Source organism: Wenzhouxiangella sp. AB-CW3 (assembly GCF_014725735.1).
GTDB lineage: Bacteria > Pseudomonadota > Gammaproteobacteria > Xanthomonadales > Wenzhouxiangellaceae > Wenzhouxiangella.
The window spans coordinates 1,223,309-1,247,981 of the sequence record NZ_CP061368.1 but is presented as its reverse complement, the minus strand read 5'-3'; the positions used below and the strand labels follow the sequence as shown (position 1 = coordinate 1,247,981).

Sequence of the window (24,673 nt, the reverse complement as noted above, 5' to 3'; positions counted from 1 at the left end):
TGAAGTGTGAAGTGTTAAGAACGGCTTGCGGGTTGGGCTTTGGGTGCTTGGGGTTGAGGGGGCTACGGTGGGTTTCGGAGACTCAAAATTCAACTGCAAAACCCCAACTGAACCCCTGAACATCTAATGCCCAAACACCTAACACCTAACACCTAGTCACTTCACACTTCAAACTCTCTGCTCACGTCGGAATCCTCGGCGCCTGTTCCCCCACATCCCCGCACTGGGCGCGGTTTAGCAGGTAGTGGTCCATGATCACCAGGGCCAGCATGGCCTCGACGATGGGCACGGCGCGAATTCCGACACAGGGGTCATGGCGGCCGGTGGTGACGATTTCAACCGGCTGGCCGGATGTGTCCACCGTTTTGCCCGGCAATCTGAGCGACGAGGTTGGCTTGAACGCCACCGCCACCTCGACCGGCTGGCCGGTGGAAATGCCGCCCAGGACACCGCCGGCATGATTGGATTCGAATCCTTCCGGCGTGATCTCGTCGCGGTGCTCGGTGCCTTTCTGCGCCACCGAGGCGAAACCCGCACCGATCTCGACCCCCTTGGTGGCATTGATGCTCATCATTGCCGCGGCCAGGTCGCCGTCGAGCTTGGCGTAGACCGGGGCACCCAGCCCAACCGGCACACCTGTGGCCCGAGCGCGGACCAGCGCGCCCACCGAGTCGCCGGATTTCCACAAACGCTTCATGTAGTCTTCCAGCGCGGGCACCCGATCGGCATCGGGGCAGAAGAACGGGTTGGTCTCGATGACCGATGCATCGAAATGCTCATCACAGACTTCCTCGCCAAGCTGGCCGAGCCAGCCCGTGATTTCCACGCCCAGCTGCTCGCGCAGGTATTTCTTCGCCAGCGCTCCGGCCGCCACCCGCATGGCCGTCTCGCGCGCCGAGGAGCGCCCGCCGCCACGATAGTCGCGAATGCCGTACTTATGGTGGTAGGTGTAGTCGGCATGGCCAGGACGAAACTGCGCGGCGATCTTCGAATAATCCTTCGAGCGCGCATCGGTGTTGTGAATCAGCAGCGCGATGGGGGTGCCGGTTGTCCGCCCCTCGAAAGTGCCGGAGAGGATCTGAACATCTTCGGCTTCCTTGCGCTGAGAAGTCCAGCGGCTCTGTCCGGTCGCCCGCCGCATCAGCTCGGCCCGGATTTCCTCGGGCGTGATCGCCAGGCCCGGCGGAAACCCGTCCAGAACGCACCCGATCGCCGGCCCATGGCTTTCGCCGAAGGTCGTGATGGCCAGAACTCTTCCAAACGAGTTATTCATCTGCATGTCCGCAAAATTGCGGCCGCCCCCGGCTAGAGATTGGTGTAGTTGGGGCCTGATCCGCCTTCCGGCGTGACCCACTCGATGACCTGGTACGGATCGGCAATGTCGCAGGTCTTGCAATGCACGCAGTTGGCAGCATTGATCTGGATGCGCTTGCCATTCTCGTCCTCGACCTTTTCGTAGACATTGGCCGGACAGAAACGCGTGCAGGGGTTGCCGTACTCTTCCTCGCAGCGGGTAAAACACACGTCCGGCTCGATGATTTTCAGATGCACCGGCTGGTCCTCGTCATGCGCCGTGGCGGCAAAGTACACCGAGGCCAGGCGATCGCGCGGCGGCAGATCGCGCTCGACAAAGTCGTAGTTGAAGCCCTGTTCGTCGAGCTTGCGGAACTGTTCGTGATCGGCATGGTTGGGCAAGGTGCGCGGCAGCTTGCCCGCGGTCACGGTCTCGACGGCCGCGGTGGTCATGCCACGCCACAGGCCCTTGTTGAAACCGGGGCGCACATTGCGCACTTTCTTCAGCTCGGCGACGACGTCGGACGCGCGCAGCCGGGCATCGAACCCTTCACTGGACAGTTTCTCCGACAGGTGCTCGGCAGCCAGCATGCCGGACTTCAGCGCCTGGTGGGTACCCTTGATCTTGGGCACATTGAGCAGACCGGCCGAATCGCCAATCAGCATCGCGCCGGGCATCTCGACCTTCGGCAGCGACTGGTAGCCCCCCTCGACCAGGGCGCGCGCGCCGGCCGACAGGATCTCGCCACCGCCCAGCATCTCCTTGATCATCGGGTGATGCTTGAACTGCTGGAAGGCCTCGAACGGGCTGAAGTTCGGGTCCTGGTAGTCCAGCCCGCAGACAAAACCCACGGCCACGCGATCCTTGTCGAGGTGGTAAATGAAGCTGCCACCATAAATCTCGCCAGGCAAGGGCCAGCCCACGGTGTGCTGGATCAACCCGGGCTCGACGCGACCCTCGGGCAACTGCCACAGCTCCTTCATGCCGATACCGTAGGTCTGCGGATCGCTGTCGGCGTCCAGCTTGTACCGGGCGATCGCGCGCTTGGACAGGTGCCCGCGGCAGCCTTCGCCGAGCACGGTCACGGCCGCGCGGATCTCGATGCCCTGCACATAGGTATCCTTGTAGTTGCCTTCCTTGTCGACCCCCATGTCGCCGATGATCACGCCCTGAACCTCATCTTTGTCGTTGTATGACAAGTCGGCGGCGGCAAAGCCGGGAAACAGGTCAATACCCAGCGCCTCGGCCTTCGGTGCCAGCCAGCCGCACATCGCGCCCAGCGAGACGATGAAGTTGCCATGGTTCTTCTGCTGCGGCGGCGTGGGCAATTTGCGTGAACCGGTCTTTGACAGCTTCAGGAACTGGTCGCGACCGGCCGGCACGCAGATCGGCGGCGGATCATCGCGCCAGCCGTCAATCAGCGCATCCAGCGGTTCAGGTTCGATCACCGCACCGGACAGGATGTGGCCGCCGATTTCGGCCGCCTTTTCGATCACGCAGACATTGAGGTCGTCCTTGAGTTGCTTGAGCCGAATGGCACAGGCCAGCCCGGCCGGACCGGCACCGACAATGACCACGTCGTATTCCATGATTTCGCGTTCGGACATCGGGATTCTCGATTGCGAGGGCAGCGCCTGATTATAACGAACCGGACTGTCCCGTCCGTAACAGTCGTGGCCAGAAGAGAATTACCGAAGCAGCGGCTCGAGTTCCGGCCATAGACGATCAAGCATTCCGGGCTGGGCTTGGGCCGCGGGGTGAATGCCGTCGGGCATCATCATGCCGGGCTGGTCGAACAGTTCGTCGAGGAAAAAGGGAACCAACTCGATGTCATGACGTTCCGAGAGGGCTGGATAGACCTCCTCGAATCGACGCACGTAGGCCGGTCCCAGGTTGGGCGGCATGCGGATCTGCATCAGCGCCACTTTTGCTCCCGAGGCCTTGCCCTTTTCGATGACTGCCGCAAGATTGTCCTTGATCTGGCGCGGGCTGAGCGCGCGCAGGCCATCATTGCCGCCCAGTATGATCAGCAGCACATCGGGGTGATGATCGGCGAGCAGGTCGTCGATCCGGCTGGCGGCACCGGCGGTCGTCTCGCCGGAAATGCTGGCATTGACGACCTCGTAGTCATCGCCCAGGCGCTCGGACAGCAGATGAGCCCAACCGGCTTCACGTGGCATGTTGTAGGCATCTGACAGGCTGTCGCCGACCACCAGCAGCGTGCGCGCCTGCAGTGGTACGACGGCGCAGGCAAGACTCAGTACCAGCAGCGACAAGACCAATCTGGAATATTTTTTCATCATGAAGCACTCAACCCGGGAAATCCTCTCGTGTCAGCATGTCGGCTTTGCCGTCGACGCCCCCGGCGGGCGGCTCGTCATTCTCGACGATATCACCCTCAGCCTGAATGCAGGTGAAACCATGGCCATCGTCGGGGCGTCGGGGTCGGGCAAGACCACCCTGCTTGGCCTGCTGGCCGGACTGGAATTGCCGTCCTCCGGCCATATCCGGCTGGCTGATGCTGATCTCGGAGCCCTGGACGAAGATCAACGTGCCACGCTGCGACGACGTCAGGTCGGTTTCGTGTTTCAGTCGTTTCACCTGTTGCCCAGCCTCACCGCGCTGGAGAATGTCATGCTGGCGCTGGAGATTGCCGGCTTTGACCGCGTCAGGGACCGGGCCGTCGAGGCTCTGACGCAGGTCGGACTGGAACACCGCATGGCGCACTATCCCCGCCAGATGTCGGGGGGTGAGCAGCAGCGCGTGGCCATCGCACGTGCATTCGCCGGCAACCCGGACATCCTGTTTGCCGATGAACCCACCGGCAACCTCGACCGCCGCACCGGACAGTCCATCGCCGACCTGCTGTTCGAACTCAATCGCGACCATGGCACGGCCCTGATCCTGGTGACCCATGACCTTGAGCTGGCCCGGCGCTGCGGTCACATCGAGGAGATCGTTGACGGCAGGCTGCTGGAGTCGCCAGTGGAATCGGAGCGGGCGTGAACCCCGTCGTCCTGTCTTTTCGTTTACTGACCCGCCAGGGGCGCTCGGGCGCCCTGGCCATGCTGGCAGCCGGCCTGATCGTGGCCACGGCCGCGCTGGGCGCGGTCAGTCTGTTCACCGATCGCGTCGGTCGGGCGCTGGAACGGGAGGCCGGTGAAGCACTGGCTGCCGACCTGGTGGTGGCCGGACGCGAACGGCTGCCGCACGAGTATTTCGAGCGGGCCGAACAGTTTGGCCTGGATACCGCCGAAATCATTCTGCTCAGCACCGCCGTGTTCGTCGGCGACGAAAGCCAGCTTATTGATGTCAAAGGCGTGGGCGGCGGTTATCCGCTGCGCGGCCGGCTGCGCATTGCCGATCGCATCGATGGCGAGGAACAGACGGTAAGCCGACTGCCCGAGCGCGGCACGGCCTGGCTGGAACCTCGTGGCCTGCGGGCACTGGATGCCGAGACCGGAGACGTCACCGAACTGGGCTACAGCGAGCTGGTCATCGACCAGGCCCTGCTGTTCGAGCCCGATCGCGGTGGCGGTCGTTTCATGCTCGCGCCGCGCATGATGGTGCATCTCGACGATCTGCTCGACAGCGAACTGCTGGGCCCCGGCGCCCGTGCCCGTTATCGTCTGCTGGTCGCCGGCAGTGAATCGGCCGTCGATGATTTTCGCGACTGGGTCAGCTCGAGACTCGATGACAACCAGCGACTGATCACCGTGGCCGACGCGGAAGATCAGACCGGCGCGGCGCTGGCCCAGGCCAGTCGTTTCCTTGGCGTGGCCGCCCTGACGGCCGTGATCCTGGCCGCCGTGGCCATTCTGCTCTCGGCCATGCGATTCTCTCTCGCCCAGCGCGACCTGGTCGCCCTGCTCAAGGCTTTCGGCGCCAAGAGCGGTGCGGTCATGGCATCGATGTCGCTGATGCTGCTGTGGCTGGTGCTGATCAGTATCGTGGCCGGGGGTGCGGCCGCCCTGGTCGCCCAGGAACTGATTGCCAGGATTCTGGCCGATGGGCCCGGCAGCAACCTTCCCGGGGTGCGCTTTGGGCCGCTGGCCGGAGCCGGTGCATTTACCCTGCTGCTGGCTGCCGGTTTCGCGCTGCCGCCGCTTCTGAACCTGCGCGGTGTGCCACCGATGCGCATCCTCAATCGCTCGCTGGACCGGCGCATTGGCATCTCGCGTTTGTTGTGGCTGCTGCCCGTGGCCGCGGCCCTGTCGATTCCGGTTGTGCAGCTTGGCGATACCCGACTGGCCCTGATCGTGCTGGGCGCCAGCGCCCTGCTGGCTGGCAGCCTGGCCCTGTTCGGCTGGCTGGCCATGCTGGCCAGTGGCCGGCTGGCACGACGTGCGCGGGCGGCATGGCGCTTCGGACTGGCCGGTCTGCAGCGACGACGTGGCGCCGGCATCATCCAGGTCACCGCCCTGGGCCTGGGTCTGATGGCCCTGCTGCTACTGGTCATCGTGCGTGCCGAAATGCTGGAGCAGTGGCGGACCAGCCTGCCGGCCGACGCACCCGATCATTTCGCCGTCAATATCCAGCCCGATCAGGTCGACGAGGTCGAGCGCATGCTGCGCGACGCCGGGGTGATCAATCTTCAGGTCCGACCCATGGCCAACGCCAACCTGGTGGCGATCAACGGCAAGCGACCACCGGACGATCGCATGGCCGGCCAGGTCAATGTGTCCTGGATCGATACGCTGCCGCCAGCCAACGAAATCGTCGCCGGGCAATTCTTCGATGCCAGCACCACCGGCGAAGTCTCGCTTGCACAGATGTGGGCCGAACGTCTGGGCGTGGGGCTGGGCGACGAACTGACATTCGAGTCGGGTGCGCGCAGTTTCACCGCCACGGTCACCAGTATCCGCGAAGTGGACTGGAATTCGTTCAACGTCAACTTCTTCATCCTGCTGACGCCGGAGGCCGGTCAGATCCTGCCGCACCAGAAGATCGCCAGCTTCCACCTCGGTGATACCGACAGCGACCTGCTCAGGCAACTAACGCGCTCCTGGCCGAATGTCTCGGTCATTGATATTGGTGCGATCATCGCGCGCGTCGGCGAGATCATCGACCAGGTCAGCCAGGCCGCCCAGGTGGTATTCTTCTTTACCCTGCTGGCCGGACTGGTGGTGCTGCTCGCCGCCCTGGAAGCAACCCGGGACGAGCGCCGGCATGAAGCCGCGCTGATCCGGACACTGGGCGCCGACAACCGCATGGTCGGTCGCGGACTGCTGGTCGAGTATGGCGCCATGGCGCTGATATCCGCCGCGCTGGCCACGGCGGGAGCCGGCATCACCGGCTGGCTGCTGGCTGCGGAGTTGTTCGAGTTCCGCTATCAGCCTTCGGCCTGGCTGTTCCTGGCCGGCTTCGCTGCTTCCGCCCTGCTGATCGTGGGCAGTGGCTGGCTGGGCAACCGGTCGGTACTGCGCACACCACCGGTGAGAATCCTGCGCACGGGACACTGATCGCATCGTCATGCAACAGGAGCACACCCAGAATGCCTCGGTGCGCGATCACAGCGATCCGCACGCGCAGTTGATACTGGAAGGCCATCCCTGGCGGGTGGTCTGGCACATGGCCTGGCCGGCCGTGGCAGTCATGATGGCCCTGGGCCTGAATATGGTGATGGATGCCGTCTACATCGGTCAGTTGATCGGCGAACAGGCGCTCGCCGGTGCCGTCCTCGCCTATCCGATTACCCAGATCACCCTGGGGCTGGGTTCACTGGCCGGCATCGGGGGTGGCGTGGCGCTTTCGATTGCCATCGGCCGCGGCGACCAGGACACCGTGCGTCGCCTGCCGGGCACGGCACTGGCCATTTCCGCGGTTCTGGCGCTTCTTTATGCACTGGCTGGCGGCCTGTTTGCCGAAACCCTGGTGTTCGGTATGGGCGCGCGAGAAGCCCTGATCGACATCGCCGCCGAGTACCTGCGCGCATCGGCTCTGGGCGGCATCGGCGCCATTGCCGGCGTCACGCTGAACATGCTGCTGCGAGGCGAAGGCAAGATGAAGCTTGCCGCTGGCTACATGGGCATCGGCCTGGTGGCCAATATCATCCTGACCCCGGTTTTCATCGTCGTGTTCGACTGGGGCGTGGCCGGAGCAGCCTGGGCAACCAACATCGGCAATGCCATTGGCGGTGTGCTGGTATGGCGTCGCTACGTCCGTGGTCATGCCAGCTACCCGGTCGATGCCCGTTTTTTTGGTCTGCCGCGCCGGCTCACCGCTCGCATCGTCCGCCTGGGCACGCCCGCCATGATCATGAGCTCCATGGGACTGGTGCAGGCCATCGTGGTCTTCAACGTACTCACGCGCATCGGCGACGAGCACGACATCGCCTTTTTCGGGGCGGCCTGGCGTCTGCTGCTGTTCATCATCACGCCACTGTTCGGCCTCATGCGCGCCTTTCAGCCGGTCGCCGGCATGAATTACGGCGCCGGTCAATGGCAGCGGGTACAGCGCCACTACTGGACCTTTGTGGCTGCCGGGGCGCTGATGATCGTGCCGATCTGGGGGCTGATGAACCTGTTCCCCGAGCCGGTATTGGGGCTGATGCTGCCCGAGGCCAGCTTCAGCGCCACGGACCTTCATCATTTCCGGGTGCTGATGCTGGTCCTGCCGGTCCTGCCCATCGTGTTCATCGCGCTGGCGCTGCTGCCGGCCATCGAGCAGCCGGGCAAGGCCACCACGGTGTCGGTTTCGCGCCAGCTGCTGCTCTACACACCGGTGATGCTGGTGCTGCCGCAGTTGATCGGGGTTGGCGGAGTGTACTACGGCTCCACCGCCATCGATTTCCTGTGCGCACTTTGGCTGCTGCTGATCGTGCTGACCACTTTTTCCGGGCAGCGGGCGAACTCGCGCCGCTGGAGCCAGTCGCTGCGCTATTAGCCCGGCAACCAAACAGGTTGCTGGGTTAATGCCCGGACGGAACGGCCGGGGCCGCGAAGCGAAGGCATTTTCGGACATATGCCGCAAATGCCGCGCAACGAATACCGTAGGTATTTCGTTGCCGGTTTAATAGTGTAACGTGGAGTTGTCGACTCAGGCACACCCTGAAAGTTACAGGATTAACGACGGGGTACACTAGAATCCCTCCATGCCCCGCTTTGGAGTATGCGCATGTTCCGATCCGTCCTGGTGCTGGGATACATCCGCGGCATCCGCATCGAAATCCACGTCAGCTGGCTGATCATCTTCGTTTTGCTGCTGGCCTCCCTGGGGACCGGGCTTTCGCAGGCCTACCCCGACTGGTCGATAACCGCGGTTGTCATCACGACCGTGCTCACGGTCTTGCTGTTTTTCGCCAGCATCCTGGCCCACGAACTGGGACACAGTGTTGTCGCCATCCGCCGTGGCATTCCGGTGCGGGCCATCACGCTGTTCATCTTCGGTGGCATGGCGCAGATCAGCAGGGACTCGGAGTCGGCCGACGACGAGTTCTGGATCGCCATCGCCGGCCCGGCAGTCAGTTTCGCCCTGGCCGCCGGGTTCCTGATGCTGTCGCTTCCCGCCGCTCAGATCAGCGAGCCACTGTCAGTGGCCATGAGCTGGCTGGGTCTGATCAACCTCATCGTGGCCATCTTCAACCTCATCCCCGGCTTTCCCCTGGATGGCGGACGGGTTTTTCGCGCACTGGTCTGGAAGTTTACCGGCGATGCCGCCCGCGGCATGCGCGCCGCGGTCATGGGTGGCCGGCTGGTCGCCTACGCCCTGTTCGCCGTCGGGCTGTGGATCATGCTGGCCATGAACAACCTGCTGGGCGGACTTTGGATCATGATCATCGCCTGGTTTCTGCTCAACATGGCCGAGGCCAGCGGCCGCGACTACGGGATGAGAGAACGCTTGCGCGGCCTGTGTGCCCGCGATCTGGCCGATCGCAACCTGCCACTGGTTTCTCCGTCCACGCCGGTCGACGAGTGGGTGCACGACCACATGCTGGCGGGCGGGCTTCGCGCCCACTTCATCGGCGACAGGAACAAGGTAGTCGGGCTGGCCACGCTGTCCGATGCCCGCAAGCTACCGCGCGAACAATGGCCGCAGACGACCGTGGCCGACATCATGACACCGGTCGGAAAACTGGTGCGGGTATCGCCCGACAGCAGTGCCGAGGACATACTTCGCCTGATCAACGAGCACAGTCTCAACCAGGTGCCGGTCATGGACGACGACCGGGTCATTGGCTGGATCGACAGGCGCCGGCTGCTTGGCACCATCGAGCTGCACCTGGAGCTGAAAGCCTGATGCGGGCCATGTTGCTGGAACAGGTGAGCGCCATTGACGAGGTCGACGAGCCACTGCGCGCTGTCGAGCTTCCGGTGCCACAACCGGGCCCGGGCGAGGTGTTGATCCGTGTCCATGCCTGTGGCATTTGCCACACCGAGCTTGACGAGATTCACGGCCGCGTGCCCGCCCGACTCCCCGTCATACCGGGCCACCAGGTGATCGGCACCATCGAGGCTCATGGGCCCGGAACCGAGGACGCTCCGGCGATTGGCCAGCGTATCGGTGTGGGCTGGATATTCAGTGCCTGTGGCCAGTGCGATCGCTGTCTAGAAGGTCGGGAAAACCTGTGTGATGCGTTTCACGGCACCGGCTGTCATGTCCACGGGGGCTATGCCGAGTACATGACCGCGCCATCGGCGTTCGTCCACCCCATCCCCGGGCTGCTTGACGACATCGAAGCCGCACCGATGCTCTGCGGCGGGGCCATCGGCCTGAGAAGCCTTCACCTGTGCAAGCTGACCAACGGTCAGGTACTGGGCCTGACCGGCTTCGGCGGCTCCAATCACCAAGTCCTGCAACTGGCCCGCATCCTGTTACCCGACAGCCCGGTCATGGTCTGGGCGCGCAATCCGGACCAGCGCAGGCAAGCCCTGGGCTCGGGAGCCGACTGGGCCGGCGACACCGAGGAACAGGCCCCTCGACAACCCGATGCCATCATCGATACCACGCCGGCCTGGAAACCGGTCATGGAGGCACTGCGACAGATTGCACCCGGCGGACGTCTGGTCGTCAACGCCATCAGCAAGGAATCAGACGACCGGCACCTTCTGGCCGATCTGGATTACAGTCGACAACTGTGGCAGGAACGCATGATCCGGTCAGTGGCCAACGTGACCCGGGAAGACATCCGGGGCTTTCTGGAGATTGCAGCAAAACACCGTAGCCTGCGCCCGGTGACCCGACGCTATCGGCTGGAGCAGGCCAACCAGGCGTTGCGGGAGATGCAAGACGGGCAGATCCGGGGCGCCAAGGTGCTGGACCTGACCGCCTGAACCGCCCCCGACAGAAACATCAGCGCTTGCGCACGTCCTGAAGAATCTCGAAGCGGGCAAACTGTTGTTCACCCGGCTTGTCATCCTGACGATTGCCGGTTCGCTGATTGCGAAGCACACCCAGGTATTTCATGTCCGAGCCCGGAGCCTGCCGATATACCAGCAAAACCTTTCGCGTCTGGGGAAGCTCGTGGTCGGCAATCACCGTCAGATGGGCATCATTGTCCAGCGCCGCGACGGTCACCTTGGTGAAGCGGCGTTCATCGTCACCGACGCCAGAAATCGCACCCTGGAAGTAGGTAGTCTGACCGCGGCGTTCAAGGCCCAGCTTGGTGGACAGCGAAGCACACATCTCCTCGGCGCGGCGAACTGCATCGTCGGTCAGCGCTTCATAGAGTTCCTTGTCACGCGGCATAGGCCCGCTCCTGCCTGGAGGTTCACCCTATTATAGTGCTCCAGTTCACAAATTGAACAGCATGACCTGTCACGAATTCAGCTTGCGCTGTCTGGCCCACCAATCGAGCCGCCTGGCGACCTCACGCTCGAAGCCGCGCTCGGCCGGCCGGTAAAACTGCTGTCTCGACATCTCGTCGGGGAAGTAATCCTGGCCGGAAAAGCCCCGCTCGGTGTCATGGTCGTAGACATAGCCCTGGCCTCGACCCAGTTCCTTCATCAATCCGGTTGGTGCATTGAGAATATGGTCCGGCGGCATCAACGAGCCGGTATCGGCCGCCGCACGCATGGCCGCCTTCTGGGCCGTGTAAGCCGCGTTGGACTTGGGCGCGGTGGCCAGGTAGAGCAGCGCCTGTACCAGGGCCAACTCACCCTCGGGTGATCCCAGCACCTCGTAGGCCTGGCGCGCCGACAGGGCCTGGACCAGCGCCTGCGGATCAGCCAGGCCAATATCCTCGGAGGCAAATCGGATCAGGCGCCGGGCGATGTAGAGTGGATCCTCGCCACCGGCAAGCATACGTGCCATCCAGTACAACGCGGCGTCGGCATCCGAGCCCCTGAGCGACTTGTGCAGGGCCGATATCAGATTGTAGTGTTCTTCACGATCCTTGTCATAGACCGGTGCACGGCGCTGAATCAGGCGGGCCAGTGACTGCTCGTCGAGCTGTTCATCGGCAACAGCCAGGTCGGCGATGGCCTCGACCGTATTGAGCAGGTAACGGCCATCCCCGTCGGCCATGGCCAGCAGCATTTCGCGGGCCTTGTCGGTCAGCGGCAAGGCCTGTTTCAGGTGCGCCTCGGCACGGTGCAGCAGGCGGCCCAGCGCCGACTCGTCGAGCCGCTTGAGCACCAGCACCTGCATTCTCGAAAGCAGGGCGGCATTGAGCTCGAAGGACGGATTCTCGGTAGTGGCCCCCACCAGCGTGATCGTGCCGTCTTCCACGTGCGGCAGAAAGCCGTCCTGCTGGGCCCGGTTGAATCGATGAATCTCGTCGACAAACAACAGCGTGCCCCGGCCGTTGCCACGACGGACTCGCGCCGCCTCGAAAATCTTCTTCAGATCCCCCACCCCGGAAAAAATGGCCGAAATCTGAACAAACTCGAGATCGCCGACCCGCGCCAGCAGACGCGCAAGCGTCGTCTTGCCCGTACCCGGCGGCCCCCAGAACACCAGCGAAGCCACCTTGCCGGAATCCACCATACGCCGCAGCGGACCATCAACCCCCAGCAAATGATCCTGCCCGACAACATCATCAAACGAACCGGGCCGCAAACAATCCGCCAACGGACTGCCAACCCCACCCGCCGAAGACTCCTGACCAGAAAAAAGATCACCCATCACACCATCCTACCCAACCAAACCCCACACCAAACCCCACACCAAACAACCAGAAACTAAAACCACACCTCACCCACCCCGTCGTCCCGCCCGCAGAACCGAAACCTACCACCCCCGGCACCTGCACGGCAGCCATTGCTCAACCCCATGCCAGACCCACCGTGCGAGATCCCGGATATCGCCTACGGCGATTCCGGGACGACAAACCAAAATCACCCAACACCTACTCACTTCACCCTACTCACTTCACCCTTCACCCTTCACCCTTCACGCTCCCCACTTCACACTTCACACTTCACACTTCACACCTAACACCTAACACCTAACACCACCCCCCCGTGCCAAAAACCCTCCTCCTCTCCCCCTACCGCTCCGACAGCCACGCCGCTTGGGCCGACTGGTTGCAGAACCATATCACCGGGGTCGACTGGCAGGTACTGGAATTGCCCGGACGCCACTTTGCCTGGCGCATACGCGGCAACCCACTGAGCTGGCTCGACGAGATCCCGCGCGACCCACCCGACCTGCTGCTGGCCACCTCCATGGCGGACCTGGCCACCATTCGCGGCCTGCATCCGCAGCTGGCCAGGGTCCCGACCTGGTACTACTTCCACGAAAACCAGTTTGCCTACCCGGCCAGCGACCGGCAGATCACGTCCATCGAGGCGAGCATGGTCCAGGTCTACGGGGCACTGGCCGCTGATCGCGTGTTCTTCAACTCAGCGTTCAATCGCGACAGTTTTTTCGCCGGTCTGTCCGAACTGCTGGACAGGCTGCCCGACGGCGTGCCGGCCGATGTCCTGACGCGGCTGGAAACTCGCTCGGACGTGCTGCCCGTGCCGGTCGCGCCAGTGCCGTCAGCAGACCAGCGTGACCACAAGCTGATCGTCTGGAATCACCGCTGGGAATATGACAAGGCACCCGAGCGCTTCGCCACGGCCCTGATAGAGCTGGCGGAAGCCGGCATGGACTTTCGCCTGGCCCTGCTTGGTCGACGGCCCCGCAAAACCCCCACGGCACTGGCGCACCTGCGCCGCACACTGGGCGATCGAATCATCGCCGACGGCCATCTGCCGGCGCCGGATTATCGACTGCTGCTGGGGCAGGCCGGTATAGCCGTGAGTACCGCCATCCATGAGTTCCAGGGCATCGGCATGCTGGAAGCAACCAGTGCCGGCGCTCGCCCGCTGGTACCCGATGCGTTGTGCTACCGCGAACAGTATCCTTCGGAATACCGGTATCGGCCCGATGAGGACGGCGCCTTGGCAAGGCGCCTCGGTACCTGGCTGCAGGTAGGGCTGCCGCCGGCATGCCGGGTCGATGACTGGCTGGCCCCGGCGACAGGAAAGCGCTGGCAGATCCTCCTCGACTAGAGTTGATGCCTTCTGCCTGTCAGGAAGAGTCGGCCGGCTCCTCAATCAACTCACGATGCACGCACACGGCCGTGGCCCCGGGCTGAATGCGCTTGCCCCGGGCCTCCAGGTGCGCCCGTGTGATGGACGCCCCGTAGAGCAGAATCAGCGAGGAGTAGTTGACCCAGAGCAGCAACAAAACCAGCGATCCGGCCGCACCATAGGTGGAGGCAGTTGCGGTATTGGCCAGGTACATCGCGATCAGCGAGCGGCCCGCGGTAAACAGGACGGCCGTGATCAGGGCACCGGCCAACACGTCTCGCCAGCCCAGCACCACGTCGGGCAATATTTTGAAAATCGCCGCGAACAGCATCGTAATGACGGCCAGTGAGACTGCCATTTCAATGCTCACCATGGCCCAGCCAGGCACCGGCAACCACTGTTCGGCAAAAGCCATGATCGCCCGCATGGCAACGCTGAGCAGCAGCGAGACCATCAGCACGAAACCGATGGCCAGCACGATGGTCAGCGACAGCACCCGCGCCTTGATGAAGATCCACAGGCTGTTCTTCGACGGACGAGGCGCGACATCCCAGATCTGGTTGAGCGACTGCTGCATCTGAGCAAAGACCGTCGTGGCACCCAGCACTATGGCCACAATGCCGGCCAACGTGGGCCAGATGCCGCTCTGCTCGATCTGGGAATTGACCACGGCTGTCTGCACCACCTCGGCCGCCTGTGAGCCGAGCACTTCCTCGAGCTGATCCATCAGCTCGCCCTTGGCCGCGCGCTCGCCCAGCACCAGCCCGACCACGGTGACGACCACGATCATGACCGGTGCGATCGAAAACACGGTAAAGAAAGCCAGGGCAGCGGCATAGATGAAGGCCTGGCTCTGCAGCCAGTTCGATGCCGCGGCGACGAGAATGCTGCCCCAGTAGCGCACAAAGACGAGCAAACGTTGAACTGCCGATAATTCCATCGTGCAAGCATAGCGTATGGACTATGATCAGGCGCTCACCCCTGCAGCACATGAAGCTGGTCATGGCACGAGTACTGGTACTGAAGCATGTGGTAGCCGAACCGCTGGGTCTGCTCGATCCGATGCTGCGCGAGCGCGGCCATCGCATTCGCTACGTCAACTTCGCCCGCGACCCGGATGCCCGACCCCGACTGGATCGCTACCAGGCGCTCATCGTCCTGGGCGGGCCGATGCAGGTCGACGATGCCCAAACCCACCCCCATCTGCTGACCGAATGCCACCTGATCGAACAAGCCATGGCAGCCGACATGCCGGTACTGGGCATCTGCCTGGGCGCCCAGCTCATGGCCCATGTGCTGGGGGCACCGGTGGGCCCCTGCGAAGAACCCGAGATCGGCTGGTACGACCTCAAGCCCACCAACGTCACGTCACACGATCCGGTACTCTGCCCGCTGGAAGATCGGAGACCGGTCTATCAATGGCACCATTGGGGGTTTGACTGCCCGGCTGATTCGGTTTCTCTGGCGGTGTCCGACCAGTCCGGCTGCCAGGCATTCCGCCATGGTGAACGCGCCTGGGGGTTCCAGTTTCACCTCGAGCTCGACGAGCGTCTCATCCGGCGCTGGCTGACCCTGCCCTTCTATCGCAAGGACCTGGCCGCAGCGGGCCTGCGCAAGACACCGGAGGACTTGCGCGAAGCCACGCAACAGCATCTGCCGCAATCACTGCAACTGGCCGATCAGGTCTTTGGCAACTGGCTCGGGCTGCTCGAGAGCCCCCGGCGACGCGTGATTCTCGGTTCCCGTTAGCTATTATTAACCCGGCACGAATGTAGATCGCATTCAGCCGCAGTGTGCGCTTCGGCAGCAAGGCAGCGAAACGCCGCTGTAGCACTCCTACAGCAAGTTTCGATAACGCAGTCTGCCGAAGCGCACACTGCGGCCTGACTTTTTAGAATCAGATAGTTAGGGACTTCAATCAGGGCCCGACTCTGCGTTCTCGCTCTTGCCAAGGGAATCACCCTTGGCGGCGAGCGACGCCTTGATTCGGGCCCTGATTGAAGCCCTGAATGTGATCTGCATTCGTGCCGGGTTAATACTTACCCGGCAAAGCCGGAGGACATTTACTCGAGCCCCAGGTGTTCGATTTCCAGTGGCTCGCCAGGCTCGGGTGGCTGCGGTTGGATGTGCCAGTCCTCGCCGAGTTCTGCGGCATCATCGAGCACGGCCAGGATATGATCCATGGCCTGCCAGCCATACGGCAGAATGGGGACGTACTCGCCGGCAAAACCCGGTACGGCCAGCAAGGCATCGAAGTGCTGCGACTGCTCCACCTCCCAGTAGGCTATTCGGGCGCCGTTGTTGCGGGCCATGGTGACATAGGGGCGGCTGCTGAAAGCCACCGGAATCAGTCCATCATCGCGGCCATGAACCACCACCACGGGAATATCAGGCAGCACCGCGCTGGCCTGGGTGGCGCGCAGGGCGGCATGCAAGCTGTCGGATTCGGGGCCGTTGCCATCGACCAGTTCACGCAGGCACTTGAGGCCGGCAAAAGTCGAATCATTGCCGTCGGCCATCGTGTCGACGATTTCAATGCCGTTGCCGGGCGCAATACCGGAATGACTGCCCCACCAAGCCTGGCGCTGGGCGGCAGTGGCCTCCGCCGCCTCCAGAGCGAATCCGCAGGGCATGTCAAACGGCCCGCGCTGGAGGTAGGACGATGCATAGGTCACCAGCACCGAGCGCCACAGATCCAGGGCGATATTGACCGCGCTCTGGCTCAGGGCCGCGTCGTCAAAACCGGCCTCGGTCAGCACATCACGCGCCGCCGAGGGACTGGGCTCATCCAGCAGCCCCGCTTCGGCCAGCGACTGGCAACGAGCCTGGCCCATCACATCCATCGGTGACTGGCCCATGGGCACTTCGTCAAGAAAATCGGCATCGGCCAGCAGGCAGGGCTGGTAAAGCGCGGCCAGGCTGGCATAGTCAAACAGTGCCGGCTGTCCCAGCGGCGTGATGTTCGGACTCACGGCCACCACGGCATCGAGCAGGCCGGAATCGTCGATCTCTGCTGCCCGCAGGACTGCGTTGCCGCCGTTGGAAAGGGCAAACCCGAGAACACGCACCGAATCGGCATCGAGTTCGGCATCCAGCACCGAATCAATGACATCCAGGCCGAAGGCCGCCGCGGCAAGCACGTGCTGACCCCAGTCAGCTTCGGGCTGGTCGCCCGAGTGAGCATGCCGCATGCCCACGGTCGCGGCCGGTTCCTCGAGCGGCGCGAATGCCAGGCCCAGTTCGGCCTCGCCGGACTCGACTCGCCGCCCTGCCAGGTCGGTCCCCGTGCCATCGGAGAAATCGAAGATATCGGTACCGGCCGCCTTGTCGGTATAAGCCACGGCACAGCCACGCTCGAATGCCCAAGGCGCGGCCACGGCAATGGCCCCGTATGTCCCACGTGAGCCCGATGCCGGGCTGACAACCAGGCAGGCCGCATCGGCATCAAAGCTGTCGGGCAACTGCAGTGCCACTCGGAACGGCTGGCTGGCATCCGGCAGGGTCAGGAAGGCATGAAACTCATGTCCGGGCACTTCGGGAAGTCCGTCGAGCAGTCCGCCCAGGCCGGCGGCCGGTGACAGGGTGCCAATGCCCTGCCAGTTGGCATGAACGGCAAGGCGCCGCAACTCGGCGGCAGAGGGGGCTTCAGGGTCGGCAGGCGCCGGTGCAGTGCCGGTCAGATCCGCCACGTTCAGGCCGGCACTGACCAGATCATCGCCATCACGGTGTTCGGTCACCCGCACCGGAAAGGGAAACTGCAACCGCTCTGAGGGATCGGCGGCCACCGCCTCGGCGGGCGCCTCCTCGACCGGCTCCGGTGGCGGCTCGGGCGCCTCACAGGCGGCCAGAACAAACACCGCCCCGGCAGACAGCAAAAGCAACTCTTTCCTCATGCCCGCGTTTCCTGCAATGGTTGACCAACCATCACTTTAACAAGTCTCCCGCGCGACCCGTCATGGACTTTGGTACAGTCGGCACGCCCAGCGTCGTCTGCTAGCCTTTTCACCCGTTTCTGACAAGCGGCAGACATCGCCATGAACATTCTCATCACCGGCGCCGGCAGTGGCATCGGCGCGGGTATTGCCCACCACCTGGCCGGCGGGGGCCACAGCATCGTCGTGACCGATCTGGACGAGGGCGCGGCCGTCGCGGTCGCCGGCGAGATCGGTATTGCCGGCGGCCGGGCCATCGGACGGGCACTGGACGTTACCGATGATGCCAGTGTCGAATCATTGCTGCGGCAACTCGATCAGCCGGTGGACGTGCTGATCAACAATGCCGGCCTGCAGCACGTTGCCGCGCTGGAGGACTTTCCGATGGACAAGTGGGACCAGCTCGTGCAGGTCATGCTGACGGGCACGGCCCGGCTGACCCGCGGCCTGTTACCCGGCATGCGCCAGCGGGCATTCGGGCGCATCGTCAATATCGGGTCGATCCACTCCCTGGTGGCCAGTGCCTACAAATCGGCCTACGTGGCGGCCAAGCACGGCCTGATCGGCTTCTCGCGCGTGCTGGCGCTGGAGACGGCCGACACCGACATCACCATCAATACCGTCTGCCCGACTTACGTCAAGACACCGCTGGTTGAAAAGCAGATTGCCGACCAGGCCCGGGTGCATGGCATCTCCGAGGATGAAGTCGTCGAGAAAATCATGCTCAAGCCCATGCCCAAGGGGGTGTTCATCAGTTTCGAGGAGCTGTCCGGCATCTGCGAATTTCTCATATCGCCGCCAGCGCGCAACATCACCGGGCAGGCCATCGTGGTCGATGGCGGCTGGACCGCGACCTGATCGACACCGGCCCAGCCTCGACTTCTGGCATCATGGGGATTCCAACACGAGGATCCGCCCAGGGCCAGCCTGTCCGACATGACCACTCGAGTGCTGATTGCCGACGACCATCCGCTGTTTCGTGCCGCCCTGACCCAGGCACTTCATTCCAGCCTGTCGGATGTCGACATCATCGAGGCGGAGGATCTGCCTTCCACCACCGAGCTGCTGGAAACCGAACCGCCCGTCGATCTGCTGCTGCTCGATCTGCACATGCCGGGCAATCACGGCCTGGCGGGACTGGCCTCGATTCGCTGCATGTTCCCCAGCGTGGCAGTGGTGGTCGTTTCGGCCAACGAGGAACCGCGCACCATCCGTCACGCTCTGGATCACGGTGCCGCGGCCTACATTCCCAAAAGCACGCCCCTGCCGGAACTGACCCGGGCGCTGGAGACCGTGCTCGATTGTCGCGAATGGGTGCCCGCACACCTGCAGCATGCCGTCGAAGGACTCGACACGGATGACGAGGATCTGCTGCTGGCCGAGCGCATCGCATCGCTTACACCGCAGCAGTTCCGGGTTCTGGCGCTAGTCGCCGACGGCCAGCTCAACAAGCAGATCGCCGCCAGGCTCGATATCCAGGAACGCACTGTCAAGGCTCACATGAGCGAGATCCTGCAGAAGCTCGATGTGCGCAACCGGACCCAGGCCGGCATTGCCTTCCGCCGGCTGGAGCTGGTCGATCCGGCCTCGAGAATGGAGCGGAGCCCGGGCTGAGCCCGGCCCCGCAATGACCTCAGAGCTCTGGCAGAATGCGGTACATGGCATCCAGGCAGGCCCGGCCCAGGTGACGACAGCGGCCCGGTGACCAGCCGATCTCTGGCACGGGCCGGTCGGCGGTGTCCTTGAATGGCATTTCCAGGGTCACGGCTAGGCAGTCGAAGGTCTCGGCCATGTAGTCGGAGTTCTTCTTCATGTCGGCACTGCCCGGTGCATCCACCTCGTAGCCGTGGTCGGTCTGGAAATCCGGCGTGATCGCGGCCAGCAACTGCTTGAAGTTGTCCAGCTGACGCTGCTTGTGCTCGTTCCACGAAGGTGTGCCCTCGGGTCCGGCAATGAAGTTGTACGGCAGCGCCTCGTCGCCGTGCACGTCCAGCGCGAAATCCACACCGGTCTCGTGCATCTTCTGGCGCGTGTAGTACACCTCGGGCGACTGGTCCGCACAGGGTTCGGCCCATTCACGGTTGAGGTTGCGGCCATGCGCATTGGTGCGCAGGTGGCCGCGCACGGCGCCATCGATGCACATGTTGGGTACCAGGTAGACCACCGCCTGTTCGAGCAACTCGCGCGCCACCGGATCTTCCGGGTCCAGCAGGCGCTCGACAAACCCTTCCACCCACCATTCGGCCATGGTCTCGCCGGGATGCTGACGGGCGATGACCCACAGCTTCTTGCGACCTTCGGCCGCTTCGCCGATGGTCAGCAGGGTATGGGCATGGCCGTCGGGTGTCGTGCAGAGTGTCTCGGAGAGCACCCGGGAATGCTCCAGCGCCGAGGAGATCAGCTGCTGGTGCTCGCGCAGGCTGTAGGGTGCGAAATAGGCCACGTAGACGACGTCGGATTCCGGGCGGTGCCGGATGACCAGCTGCTTGCCGTCAAACTCGGTATCGGTACGGAACCAGTTCTCCAGATCGGTGCTGACCACGGCCTGGTAGTTCTCGAATCCATCCGGGTAAGACACTTTTCCGGCATTCTCGATAACCATGGTGCAGTCGGTATCGCGCGCGTCGCAGAGCTGGAAGAAAAACCACTGCATGTGCTCGCCACCGGCGTCGGGCCGGATCTTCAGGCGAATATCGTCGGGTGTGTCGGCGGACGACACTTCGATGTTGCCACCGTCAAAATTGGAAAGAATGCGCATGGTTATGGATTACCAGTTGGAGGCTCAGCGGTATACTGGGGGCATGATAGACCAGATGCAAATCGTTCGGCACATTGTGGATCGACTGCCGCAAACACAGGCAATCTACCTGTTCGGCTCCGCGGCAACAGATGAAATGCTGCCGGGCAGTGATGTTGATATTGCCGTACTGTTGCCTCCGACTGTGGCGCGAGATGCCAGCAAGCTGACCGGCAGCCAATTGCATCTCGACCTCGAATCAGGACTCGCACGCGACGTCGATCTGATCAACCTCAGAGAGGCGACGACCGTCTTTCAGAAGGAAATCATCATCAACGGAAAGCGTATTCACTGCCCCGATGTCAACGCCGCCGACGAGTTCGAAATGCACGTGCTGTCGCTGTACCAGAAGCTCAACGCCGAACGCGCCGAAATCCTGGCCGAGGGCCGATCCTCCGGTCGCTTTCTGCAGACATGAATGATGTTCTGGTCAACAAGAAGATCAGCATCGAACGCTGTGTCCGACAGATTCGAGAGTACTATCGCCTGGATTCCGATTTGCCCTTTGAACGGGATCATCTGCGCCAGGATGCCATCGCGATGAATCTCCAGCGTGCCGCTGAGCTCTGCATCGATATTGCAAATCACTTGGTGCGCAAGAGAAAACTGGGATTGCCCCAGGACAGCCGAGACAGCTTTTCCCTCCTCAATGAGGCCGGAATCATTGGCGATGAGCTGGCCAACAGGCTGAAGGGCATGGTCGGTTTTCGCAACATTCTCGTGCATGAGTACCGAAAACTGGACCTGGACATCATGGTGGATGTCATCGAAAACCGGCTTGACGGCTTGCTGGAGTTTGCCCGCCTGGCCCTTGAAGCAGACTAGGGAGCCCGGCTTGCGTCTATCTGGCCGAACACCCGGTCGACAACCTCCGTGAACTTGTCATTCAGAGAAGCTGCAAGCCGGATGTCCCTGCATTCGTACGGGTGCCGCAGTTCAAGGCTGGCGGCATGCAGCAGCAGGCGGTGGCAACCCAGGTGCTGCCGGAACAGGCGATTGTGGCGACCATCGCCGTAGGTGGTATCGCCAATCAGGTGATGCGAAATGTGCTTGAAGTGGCGCCGGATCTGGTGACGCCGTCCGCTTTTCGGAACCGCCTCGACCAGCGAATAGCGCACGGTATCATGCTCACCCATGGGAAATGGCAACTCGGCCTTGGCCAGCCGGCGGTAGCCGGTTTGTGACGGCTGCCCTTCTGCCGCTGTCTTGTGTTTCTTCAGCGGGTGGTCGATTTCGCCCGCCGCATCCACCCAGCCGCGAACCACGGCCAGGTAGCGCTTGTCCACGCTCTGGGCCATGAACTGCCGGCCCACGGCGCTTGCTGTTTCCCGGTCGAGCGCAAACAGCAGCACGCCCGAGGTGGCCCGGTCGAGGCGGTGCACCGGCCACACCTTCTGTCCAATCTGGTCACGCAGCAACTGCACCGCGAACTGCCGATCGGTGCCCAGCTTGCTCTGATGCACCATCAGGTCGCAGGGCTTGTCGATGGCGCACAGCCACTGATCCTGATAGACGATGCGAAATCGAGGGGAGGATTCCAGGCTGACAGTCATGAGCAAAATTCATTGATCCGGCGGCAAAAAGGGCAGCGAAACGCCGAATCGTACCTCATTGAGGTGCCTGGTGCCCGCCACCATGCCGGCGACGCAGCGAGATCTTCGTCGCCGGGAAACCACGGCGATTTACCCCGCTCAACTGGCCGTCTGGCGCCCCGAAAACAGGCTCCGAAGCCCACGAATACCACCCTCCCGCAGGCGTTGGAAATGACGCTGATCAATTCCACGCGTCCGAAAAAATGCAAAAGTTGACCGAAATCAAGCTTGCATAATCGGACTGGCTACTTGCATAATCAAACTTAAAGGTTGCGTAAGTGGACCTAACGGACCAGCTCAGCTGCCCGGTTACAAGGGAACGACAACCCCTAAATCTACAGCCGAGGCTGCAGAAAACATCAGATCAAAGAAGGAATTTCACGTCATGCGGATATTTTGGAGCCTTACCTGTTTTCCGATCGCGATTCTGTTCATCATGCCGTCCGTCACAGTTGCAGAGGATGAGGAGCCAGATGAGCGGGTTGAAGTCGCCCGAGCGGTGCTGGATAGAGTCACCGTGACCGCACAGCGGATCGAAGAAAGCCTCCAGGATGTGCCCATTGCTGTATCGGCAGTCGAAGCCGAAACCCTGGAACAATCCGGAATCAGCAACGTGGATGACCTGAGCATGCGAGTGCCGGGGCTGAGCATCGGCCGCTTCAACCCGGCCCAGCCACAGATCTACATTCGTGGAATCGGCTCCACCGACCAGTCGGCCTCGGGTGACCCTTCTGTCGGTGTATTTATTGATGGCGTTTACATCTCCCGCCATGGCGCAATGGATCTCGATTTCTTCGATCTGGAGCGTGTAGAAGTACTGCGCGGACCCCAGGGAACACTATATGGCAAGAACGTGGTTGGTGGCGCAATCAACTACGTCACCCGGCCACCTTCCAGCGAGTTCAGCGGGCGCGCCGAAGCCCAGTTCGGAAACTTCAACCGGCAGGATTTTCGCGGGCTGGTCGAAGGCCCGATTTCGGATAATGTCAATGCCAAGATGACGCTTAACCGGAACAAACGTGATGGCTACTCTGTCAACGCCACCACGGGCAACGATCTGAGTGACGAGAACAGCATTGGACTCCGGGGGCAACTGCATTTCTTGATGGACAACGGCCTCGATATCCTGGTCTCGGCCGACTACAGGAAGGCCCGACTGGCTGGCACCAATCGCGAGTGCGTCGGCGAACAATTCATCTTCTTCCCCTGGTTTGCCCCAGGTTCTCCGTTTGCCGCCTCCCCTTGCAGCTCCGACCCGTTCGTCAACGAAAAGACCGAGGATGGTTTCACCGACACCGATGTCTGGGGCCTTTCGGCCACTGCGACCTGGGCAATGGACTGGGCCGAGCTGACCTCCATCACCTCGTTCCGGCGCGCAGAGATTGACTTCAAGGATGACTTCAGCGGGTCAGATGCCCCCCTGGTCATACGCAATGTCAATGACGACAGCGATCAGTGGACCCAGGAGCTTCGCCTGACCGGCGGCGATCCCCAGCAATTGCAGTGGCTTGCCGGATACTACTTCCTGTATGCCGATATCGACCGGCTGGAGAACAACGATTTTTCCGGAAATGATGTTCCTCTTGAGCTGCCACCGCCATTGAGTTTCAACCCATTCTATTTCCAAAGCAATAAGACGACCAATCATGCCTTCTTCGGCCAAGTGACTCGTGCCCTGACTGACCGCCTTTCATTGAAAGTGGGAGCACGCTACACCTGGGAAGAAAAGCGCGCAAATATCCGGACCGAGGGCTTTGACCCCACCGGAACTTTTTTGGCGGAACCCTATGATGTCAGCCCGAGCGAAACCTGGTCTTCGTTCACGCCCATGGTATCTCTCGACTATCACTTTCATCCCGGCGCAATGGCCTACGTGTCTTATTCCGAAGGATTCAAGAGCGGAGGCTTCGATGGCACCGCACGTGATGCCGAAGCAGCTGAGCGCGGCTTCGATGAAGAACATGCACGCCAGTTCGAGGTCGGGCTGAAGTCCCAACTTCTCGATGACCGGGTACGTTTGAATCTTGCCGCCTTTCATATCGACTATTCCGACCTGCAGGTCTTTCAACTTGTCGATGGCGCGTCACTTGTCGTGTCGAATGCAGCTGATGCCACCAGCCAGGGCTTTGAAGCCGAGGCCTGGGCCGTGCTCAGCGATAACTGGCGCCTTCAGGGAAGCTATGCCTATCTTGATGCCACATACGATACGTTCATCAATGAAGATGGCCAGGACTTCAGCGGCAACCGTCTGACCCGATCACCAGAACACAGCTACAACGTCGGCCTGAATTACGACTCACGCATCGGTGACAACATGCGCTTTTCTGCACTGGCCGAATACAGTTACCGTAGCCGAATCTTCTATGACCCGGACAATTTCCCCCTGGTTGGTGATTCCTCGGTAGGACTGCTCAACGCTCGAGTCACACTAGGGGTTGGTGACCACTGGTCATTCTCGCTCTGGGCGGATAATCTGACCGATGAAGTCTATCGACTCAATGTCATTGACGGACGCGGCCCGTTCAACCTCAGTGAAAGCGGCTCGGCAGTCATAGGCCCGCCTCGCATGTGGGGATTGACGGCCGATTATCGGTTCTGAT

General features: G+C 62.4%; 21 protein-coding genes. 12 read left to right on the top strand and 9 right to left on the bottom strand.

Going from position 1 to position 24,673, the window contains the following annotated elements; all coding sequences use genetic code 11:
- Positions 1-181 precede the first annotated feature (181 nt).
- The 3 genes from aroC to IC757_RS05360 form a co-directional block, all read right to left on the bottom strand.
- Positions 182-1,273 carry a chorismate synthase gene (gene aroC / locus IC757_RS05370; RefSeq protein ID WP_190976339.1) on the bottom strand — a complete coding sequence of 364 codons (1,092 nt, stop codon included), beginning with the start codon at positions 1,271-1,273 and terminating at the stop codon, positions 182-184.
- 32 nt (positions 1,274-1,305) lie between these two features.
- Positions 1,306-2,901: an electron transfer flavoprotein-ubiquinone oxidoreductase gene (locus tag IC757_RS05365; protein WP_190976338.1), complete on the bottom strand. Its 1,596-nt coding sequence runs from the start codon at positions 2,899-2,901 to the stop codon at positions 1,306-1,308.
- 81 nt (positions 2,902-2,982) lie between these two features.
- A complete protein-coding gene (locus IC757_RS05360) occupies positions 2,983-3,597 on the bottom strand; it encodes an arylesterase (RefSeq protein WP_223846265.1) in 615 nt (204 codons plus the stop codon).
- Between IC757_RS05360 and IC757_RS05355 the strand changes: the two genes are divergently transcribed.
- The 5 genes from IC757_RS05355 to IC757_RS05335 all read left to right on the top strand — a co-directional run bounded on the left by IC757_RS05355 (position 3,596) and on the right by IC757_RS05335 (position 10,566).
- The gene (locus IC757_RS05355) at positions 3,596-4,300 is read left to right on the top strand and encodes an ABC transporter ATP-binding protein (protein WP_190976337.1); all 705 of its coding nucleotides are present in this window, start codon (positions 3,596-3,598) and stop codon (positions 4,298-4,300) included. The two genes, IC757_RS05360 and IC757_RS05355, sit on opposite strands and share 2 nt — an antisense overlap.
- Positions 4,297-6,756, top strand: a complete 2,460-nt coding sequence (locus IC757_RS05350) for an ABC transporter permease (protein ID WP_190976336.1) — start codon at positions 4,297-4,299, stop codon at positions 6,754-6,756. The genes IC757_RS05355 and IC757_RS05350 overlap by 4 nt, the downstream gene beginning before the upstream one ends.
- 10 nt (positions 6,757-6,766) lie before the next feature.
- Complete coding sequence (locus tag IC757_RS05345; protein ID WP_190976335.1) at positions 6,767-8,179, top strand: MATE family efflux transporter; 1,413 nt, start codon at positions 6,767-6,769, stop codon at positions 8,177-8,179.
- A 231-nt stretch (positions 8,180-8,410) separates the two neighbouring features.
- Positions 8,411-9,532 (top strand): site-2 protease family protein, encoded by a 1,122-nt coding sequence (locus tag IC757_RS05340; protein WP_190976334.1) that lies wholly within the window; start codon positions 8,411-8,413, stop codon positions 9,530-9,532.
- Positions 9,532-10,566 (top strand): alcohol dehydrogenase catalytic domain-containing protein, encoded by a 1,035-nt coding sequence (locus IC757_RS05335; RefSeq protein ID WP_190976333.1) that lies wholly within the window; start codon positions 9,532-9,534, stop codon positions 10,564-10,566. Before IC757_RS05340 ends, IC757_RS05335 begins: the two co-directional genes overlap by 1 nt.
- A gap of 19 nt (positions 10,567-10,585) precedes the next feature.
- On the opposite strand, the gene IC757_RS05330 is transcribed toward IC757_RS05335, so the two are convergent.
- Positions 10,586-10,981 carry a hypothetical protein gene (locus IC757_RS05330; RefSeq protein WP_190976332.1) on the bottom strand — a complete coding sequence of 132 codons (396 nt, stop codon included), beginning with the start codon at positions 10,979-10,981 and terminating at the stop codon, positions 10,586-10,588.
- Positions 10,982-11,050: 69 nt separating this feature from the next.
- On the bottom strand, positions 11,051-12,358 hold the full coding sequence (locus IC757_RS05325; RefSeq protein ID WP_190976331.1) for a replication-associated recombination protein A: 1,308 nt from the start codon (positions 12,356-12,358) through the stop codon (positions 11,051-11,053).
- A gap of 338 nt (positions 12,359-12,696) precedes the next feature.
- On the opposite strand from IC757_RS05325, the gene IC757_RS05320 reads away from it, so the two are divergent.
- Complete coding sequence (locus IC757_RS05320) at positions 12,697-13,731, top strand: DUF3524 domain-containing protein (protein ID WP_190976330.1); 1,035 nt, start codon at positions 12,697-12,699, stop codon at positions 13,729-13,731.
- Between the two features lie 19 nt (positions 13,732-13,750).
- Here the strand turns inward: IC757_RS05320 and IC757_RS05315 are convergent, their stop codons facing one another.
- Positions 13,751-14,692 carry a YihY/virulence factor BrkB family protein gene (locus tag IC757_RS05315; RefSeq protein WP_190976329.1) on the bottom strand — a complete coding sequence of 314 codons (942 nt, stop codon included), beginning with the start codon at positions 14,690-14,692 and terminating at the stop codon, positions 13,751-13,753.
- A 62-nt stretch (positions 14,693-14,754) separates the two neighbouring features.
- Here IC757_RS05315 and IC757_RS05310 point away from each other — a divergent pair, with 62 nt between their 5' ends.
- Positions 14,755-15,501, top strand: coding sequence for a type 1 glutamine amidotransferase (locus IC757_RS05310; protein WP_190976328.1), 747 nt, complete (start codon positions 14,755-14,757; stop codon positions 15,499-15,501).
- 314 nt (positions 15,502-15,815) lie between these two features.
- Here IC757_RS05310 and IC757_RS05305 read toward each other — a convergent pair whose 3' ends face one another.
- Positions 15,816-17,645 (bottom strand): 3-hydroxybutyrate oligomer hydrolase family protein, encoded by a 1,830-nt coding sequence (locus tag IC757_RS05305; RefSeq protein WP_190976327.1) that lies wholly within the window; start codon positions 17,643-17,645, stop codon positions 15,816-15,818.
- Positions 17,646-17,786: 141 nt separating this feature from the next.
- Between IC757_RS05305 and IC757_RS05300 the strand changes: the two genes are divergently transcribed.
- Both IC757_RS05300 and IC757_RS05295 read left to right on the top strand, forming a co-directional pair.
- Positions 17,787-18,542 (top strand): 3-hydroxybutyrate dehydrogenase, encoded by a 756-nt coding sequence (locus IC757_RS05300; RefSeq protein ID WP_190976326.1) that lies wholly within the window; start codon positions 17,787-17,789, stop codon positions 18,540-18,542.
- Positions 18,543-18,620: 78 nt separating this feature from the next.
- A complete protein-coding gene (locus tag IC757_RS05295) occupies positions 18,621-19,298 on the top strand; it encodes a response regulator transcription factor (protein WP_190976325.1) in 678 nt (225 codons plus the stop codon).
- A gap of 19 nt (positions 19,299-19,317) precedes the next feature.
- Here IC757_RS05295 and IC757_RS05290 read toward each other — a convergent pair whose 3' ends face one another.
- Positions 19,318-20,442, bottom strand: coding sequence for a M14-type cytosolic carboxypeptidase (locus IC757_RS05290; RefSeq protein WP_190976324.1), 1,125 nt, complete (start codon positions 20,440-20,442; stop codon positions 19,318-19,320).
- A 55-nt stretch (positions 20,443-20,497) separates the two neighbouring features.
- Here IC757_RS05290 and mntA point away from each other — a divergent pair, with 55 nt between their 5' ends.
- Positions 20,498-20,899: a type VII toxin-antitoxin system MntA family adenylyltransferase antitoxin gene (mntA, locus tag IC757_RS05285; protein ID WP_223846264.1), complete on the top strand. Its 402-nt coding sequence runs from the start codon at positions 20,498-20,500 to the stop codon at positions 20,897-20,899.
- The gene (gene hepT / locus IC757_RS05280) at positions 20,896-21,306 is read left to right on the top strand and encodes a type VII toxin-antitoxin system HepT family RNase toxin (RefSeq protein WP_190976322.1); all 411 of its coding nucleotides are present in this window, start codon (positions 20,896-20,898) and stop codon (positions 21,304-21,306) included. The genes mntA and hepT overlap by 4 nt, the downstream gene beginning before the upstream one ends.
- On the opposite strand, the gene IC757_RS05275 is transcribed toward hepT, so the two are convergent.
- Positions 21,303-22,034, bottom strand: coding sequence for a pseudouridine synthase (locus IC757_RS05275; protein WP_190976321.1), 732 nt, complete (start codon positions 22,032-22,034; stop codon positions 21,303-21,305). The genes hepT and IC757_RS05275 overlap by 4 nt on opposite strands.
- A 556-nt stretch (positions 22,035-22,590) precedes the next feature.
- Between IC757_RS05275 and IC757_RS05270 the strand changes: the two genes are divergently transcribed.
- Positions 22,591-24,672, top strand: a complete 2,082-nt coding sequence (locus IC757_RS05270) for a TonB-dependent receptor (RefSeq protein WP_190976320.1) — start codon at positions 22,591-22,593, stop codon at positions 24,670-24,672.
- The last annotated feature ends 1 nt before the right edge of the window (position 24,673 follow it).

Excerpts from the sequence above, each read along its gene's own strand:
- aroC (WP_190976339.1), bottom strand. The coding sequence starts at position 1,273 with ATGAATAACTCGTTTGGAAGAGTTCTGGCCATCACGACCTTCGGCGAA.
- IC757_RS05365 (WP_190976338.1), bottom strand. The coding sequence starts at position 2,901 with ATGTCCGAACGCGAAATCATGGAATACGACGTGGTCATTGTCGGTGCC.
- IC757_RS05355 (WP_190976337.1), top strand. The coding sequence starts at position 3,596 with ATGAAGCACTCAACCCGGGAAATCCTCTCGTGTCAGCATGTCGGCTTT.
- IC757_RS05360 (WP_223846265.1), bottom strand. The coding sequence starts at position 3,597 with ATGATGAAAAAATATTCCAGATTGGTCTTGTCGCTGCTGGTACTGAGT.
- IC757_RS05345 (WP_190976335.1), top strand. The coding sequence starts at position 6,767 with ATGCAACAGGAGCACACCCAGAATGCCTCGGTGCGCGATCACAGCGAT.
- IC757_RS05340 (WP_190976334.1), top strand. The coding sequence starts at position 8,411 with ATGTTCCGATCCGTCCTGGTGCTGGGATACATCCGCGGCATCCGCATC.
- IC757_RS05335 (WP_190976333.1), top strand. The coding sequence starts at position 9,532 with ATGCGGGCCATGTTGCTGGAACAGGTGAGCGCCATTGACGAGGTCGAC.
- IC757_RS05330 (WP_190976332.1), bottom strand. The coding sequence starts at position 10,981 with ATGCCGCGTGACAAGGAACTCTATGAAGCGCTGACCGACGATGCAGTT.
- IC757_RS05325 (WP_190976331.1), bottom strand. The coding sequence starts at position 12,358 with ATGGGTGATCTTTTTTCTGGTCAGGAGTCTTCGGCGGGTGGGGTTGGC.
- IC757_RS05315 (WP_190976329.1), bottom strand. The coding sequence starts at position 14,692 with ATGGAATTATCGGCAGTTCAACGTTTGCTCGTCTTTGTGCGCTACTGG.
- IC757_RS05310 (WP_190976328.1), top strand. The coding sequence starts at position 14,755 with ATGGCACGAGTACTGGTACTGAAGCATGTGGTAGCCGAACCGCTGGGT.
- IC757_RS05305 (WP_190976327.1), bottom strand. The coding sequence starts at position 17,645 with ATGAGGAAAGAGTTGCTTTTGCTGTCTGCCGGGGCGGTGTTTGTTCTG.
- IC757_RS05300 (WP_190976326.1), top strand. The coding sequence starts at position 17,787 with ATGAACATTCTCATCACCGGCGCCGGCAGTGGCATCGGCGCGGGTATT.
- IC757_RS05295 (WP_190976325.1), top strand. The coding sequence starts at position 18,621 with ATGACCACTCGAGTGCTGATTGCCGACGACCATCCGCTGTTTCGTGCC.
- IC757_RS05290 (WP_190976324.1), bottom strand. The coding sequence starts at position 20,442 with ATGCGCATTCTTTCCAATTTTGACGGTGGCAACATCGAAGTGTCGTCC.
- mntA (WP_223846264.1), top strand. The coding sequence starts at position 20,498 with ATGCAAATCGTTCGGCACATTGTGGATCGACTGCCGCAAACACAGGCA.
- hepT (WP_190976322.1), top strand. The coding sequence starts at position 20,896 with ATGAATGATGTTCTGGTCAACAAGAAGATCAGCATCGAACGCTGTGTC.
- IC757_RS05275 (WP_190976321.1), bottom strand. The coding sequence starts at position 22,034 with ATGACTGTCAGCCTGGAATCCTCCCCTCGATTTCGCATCGTCTATCAG.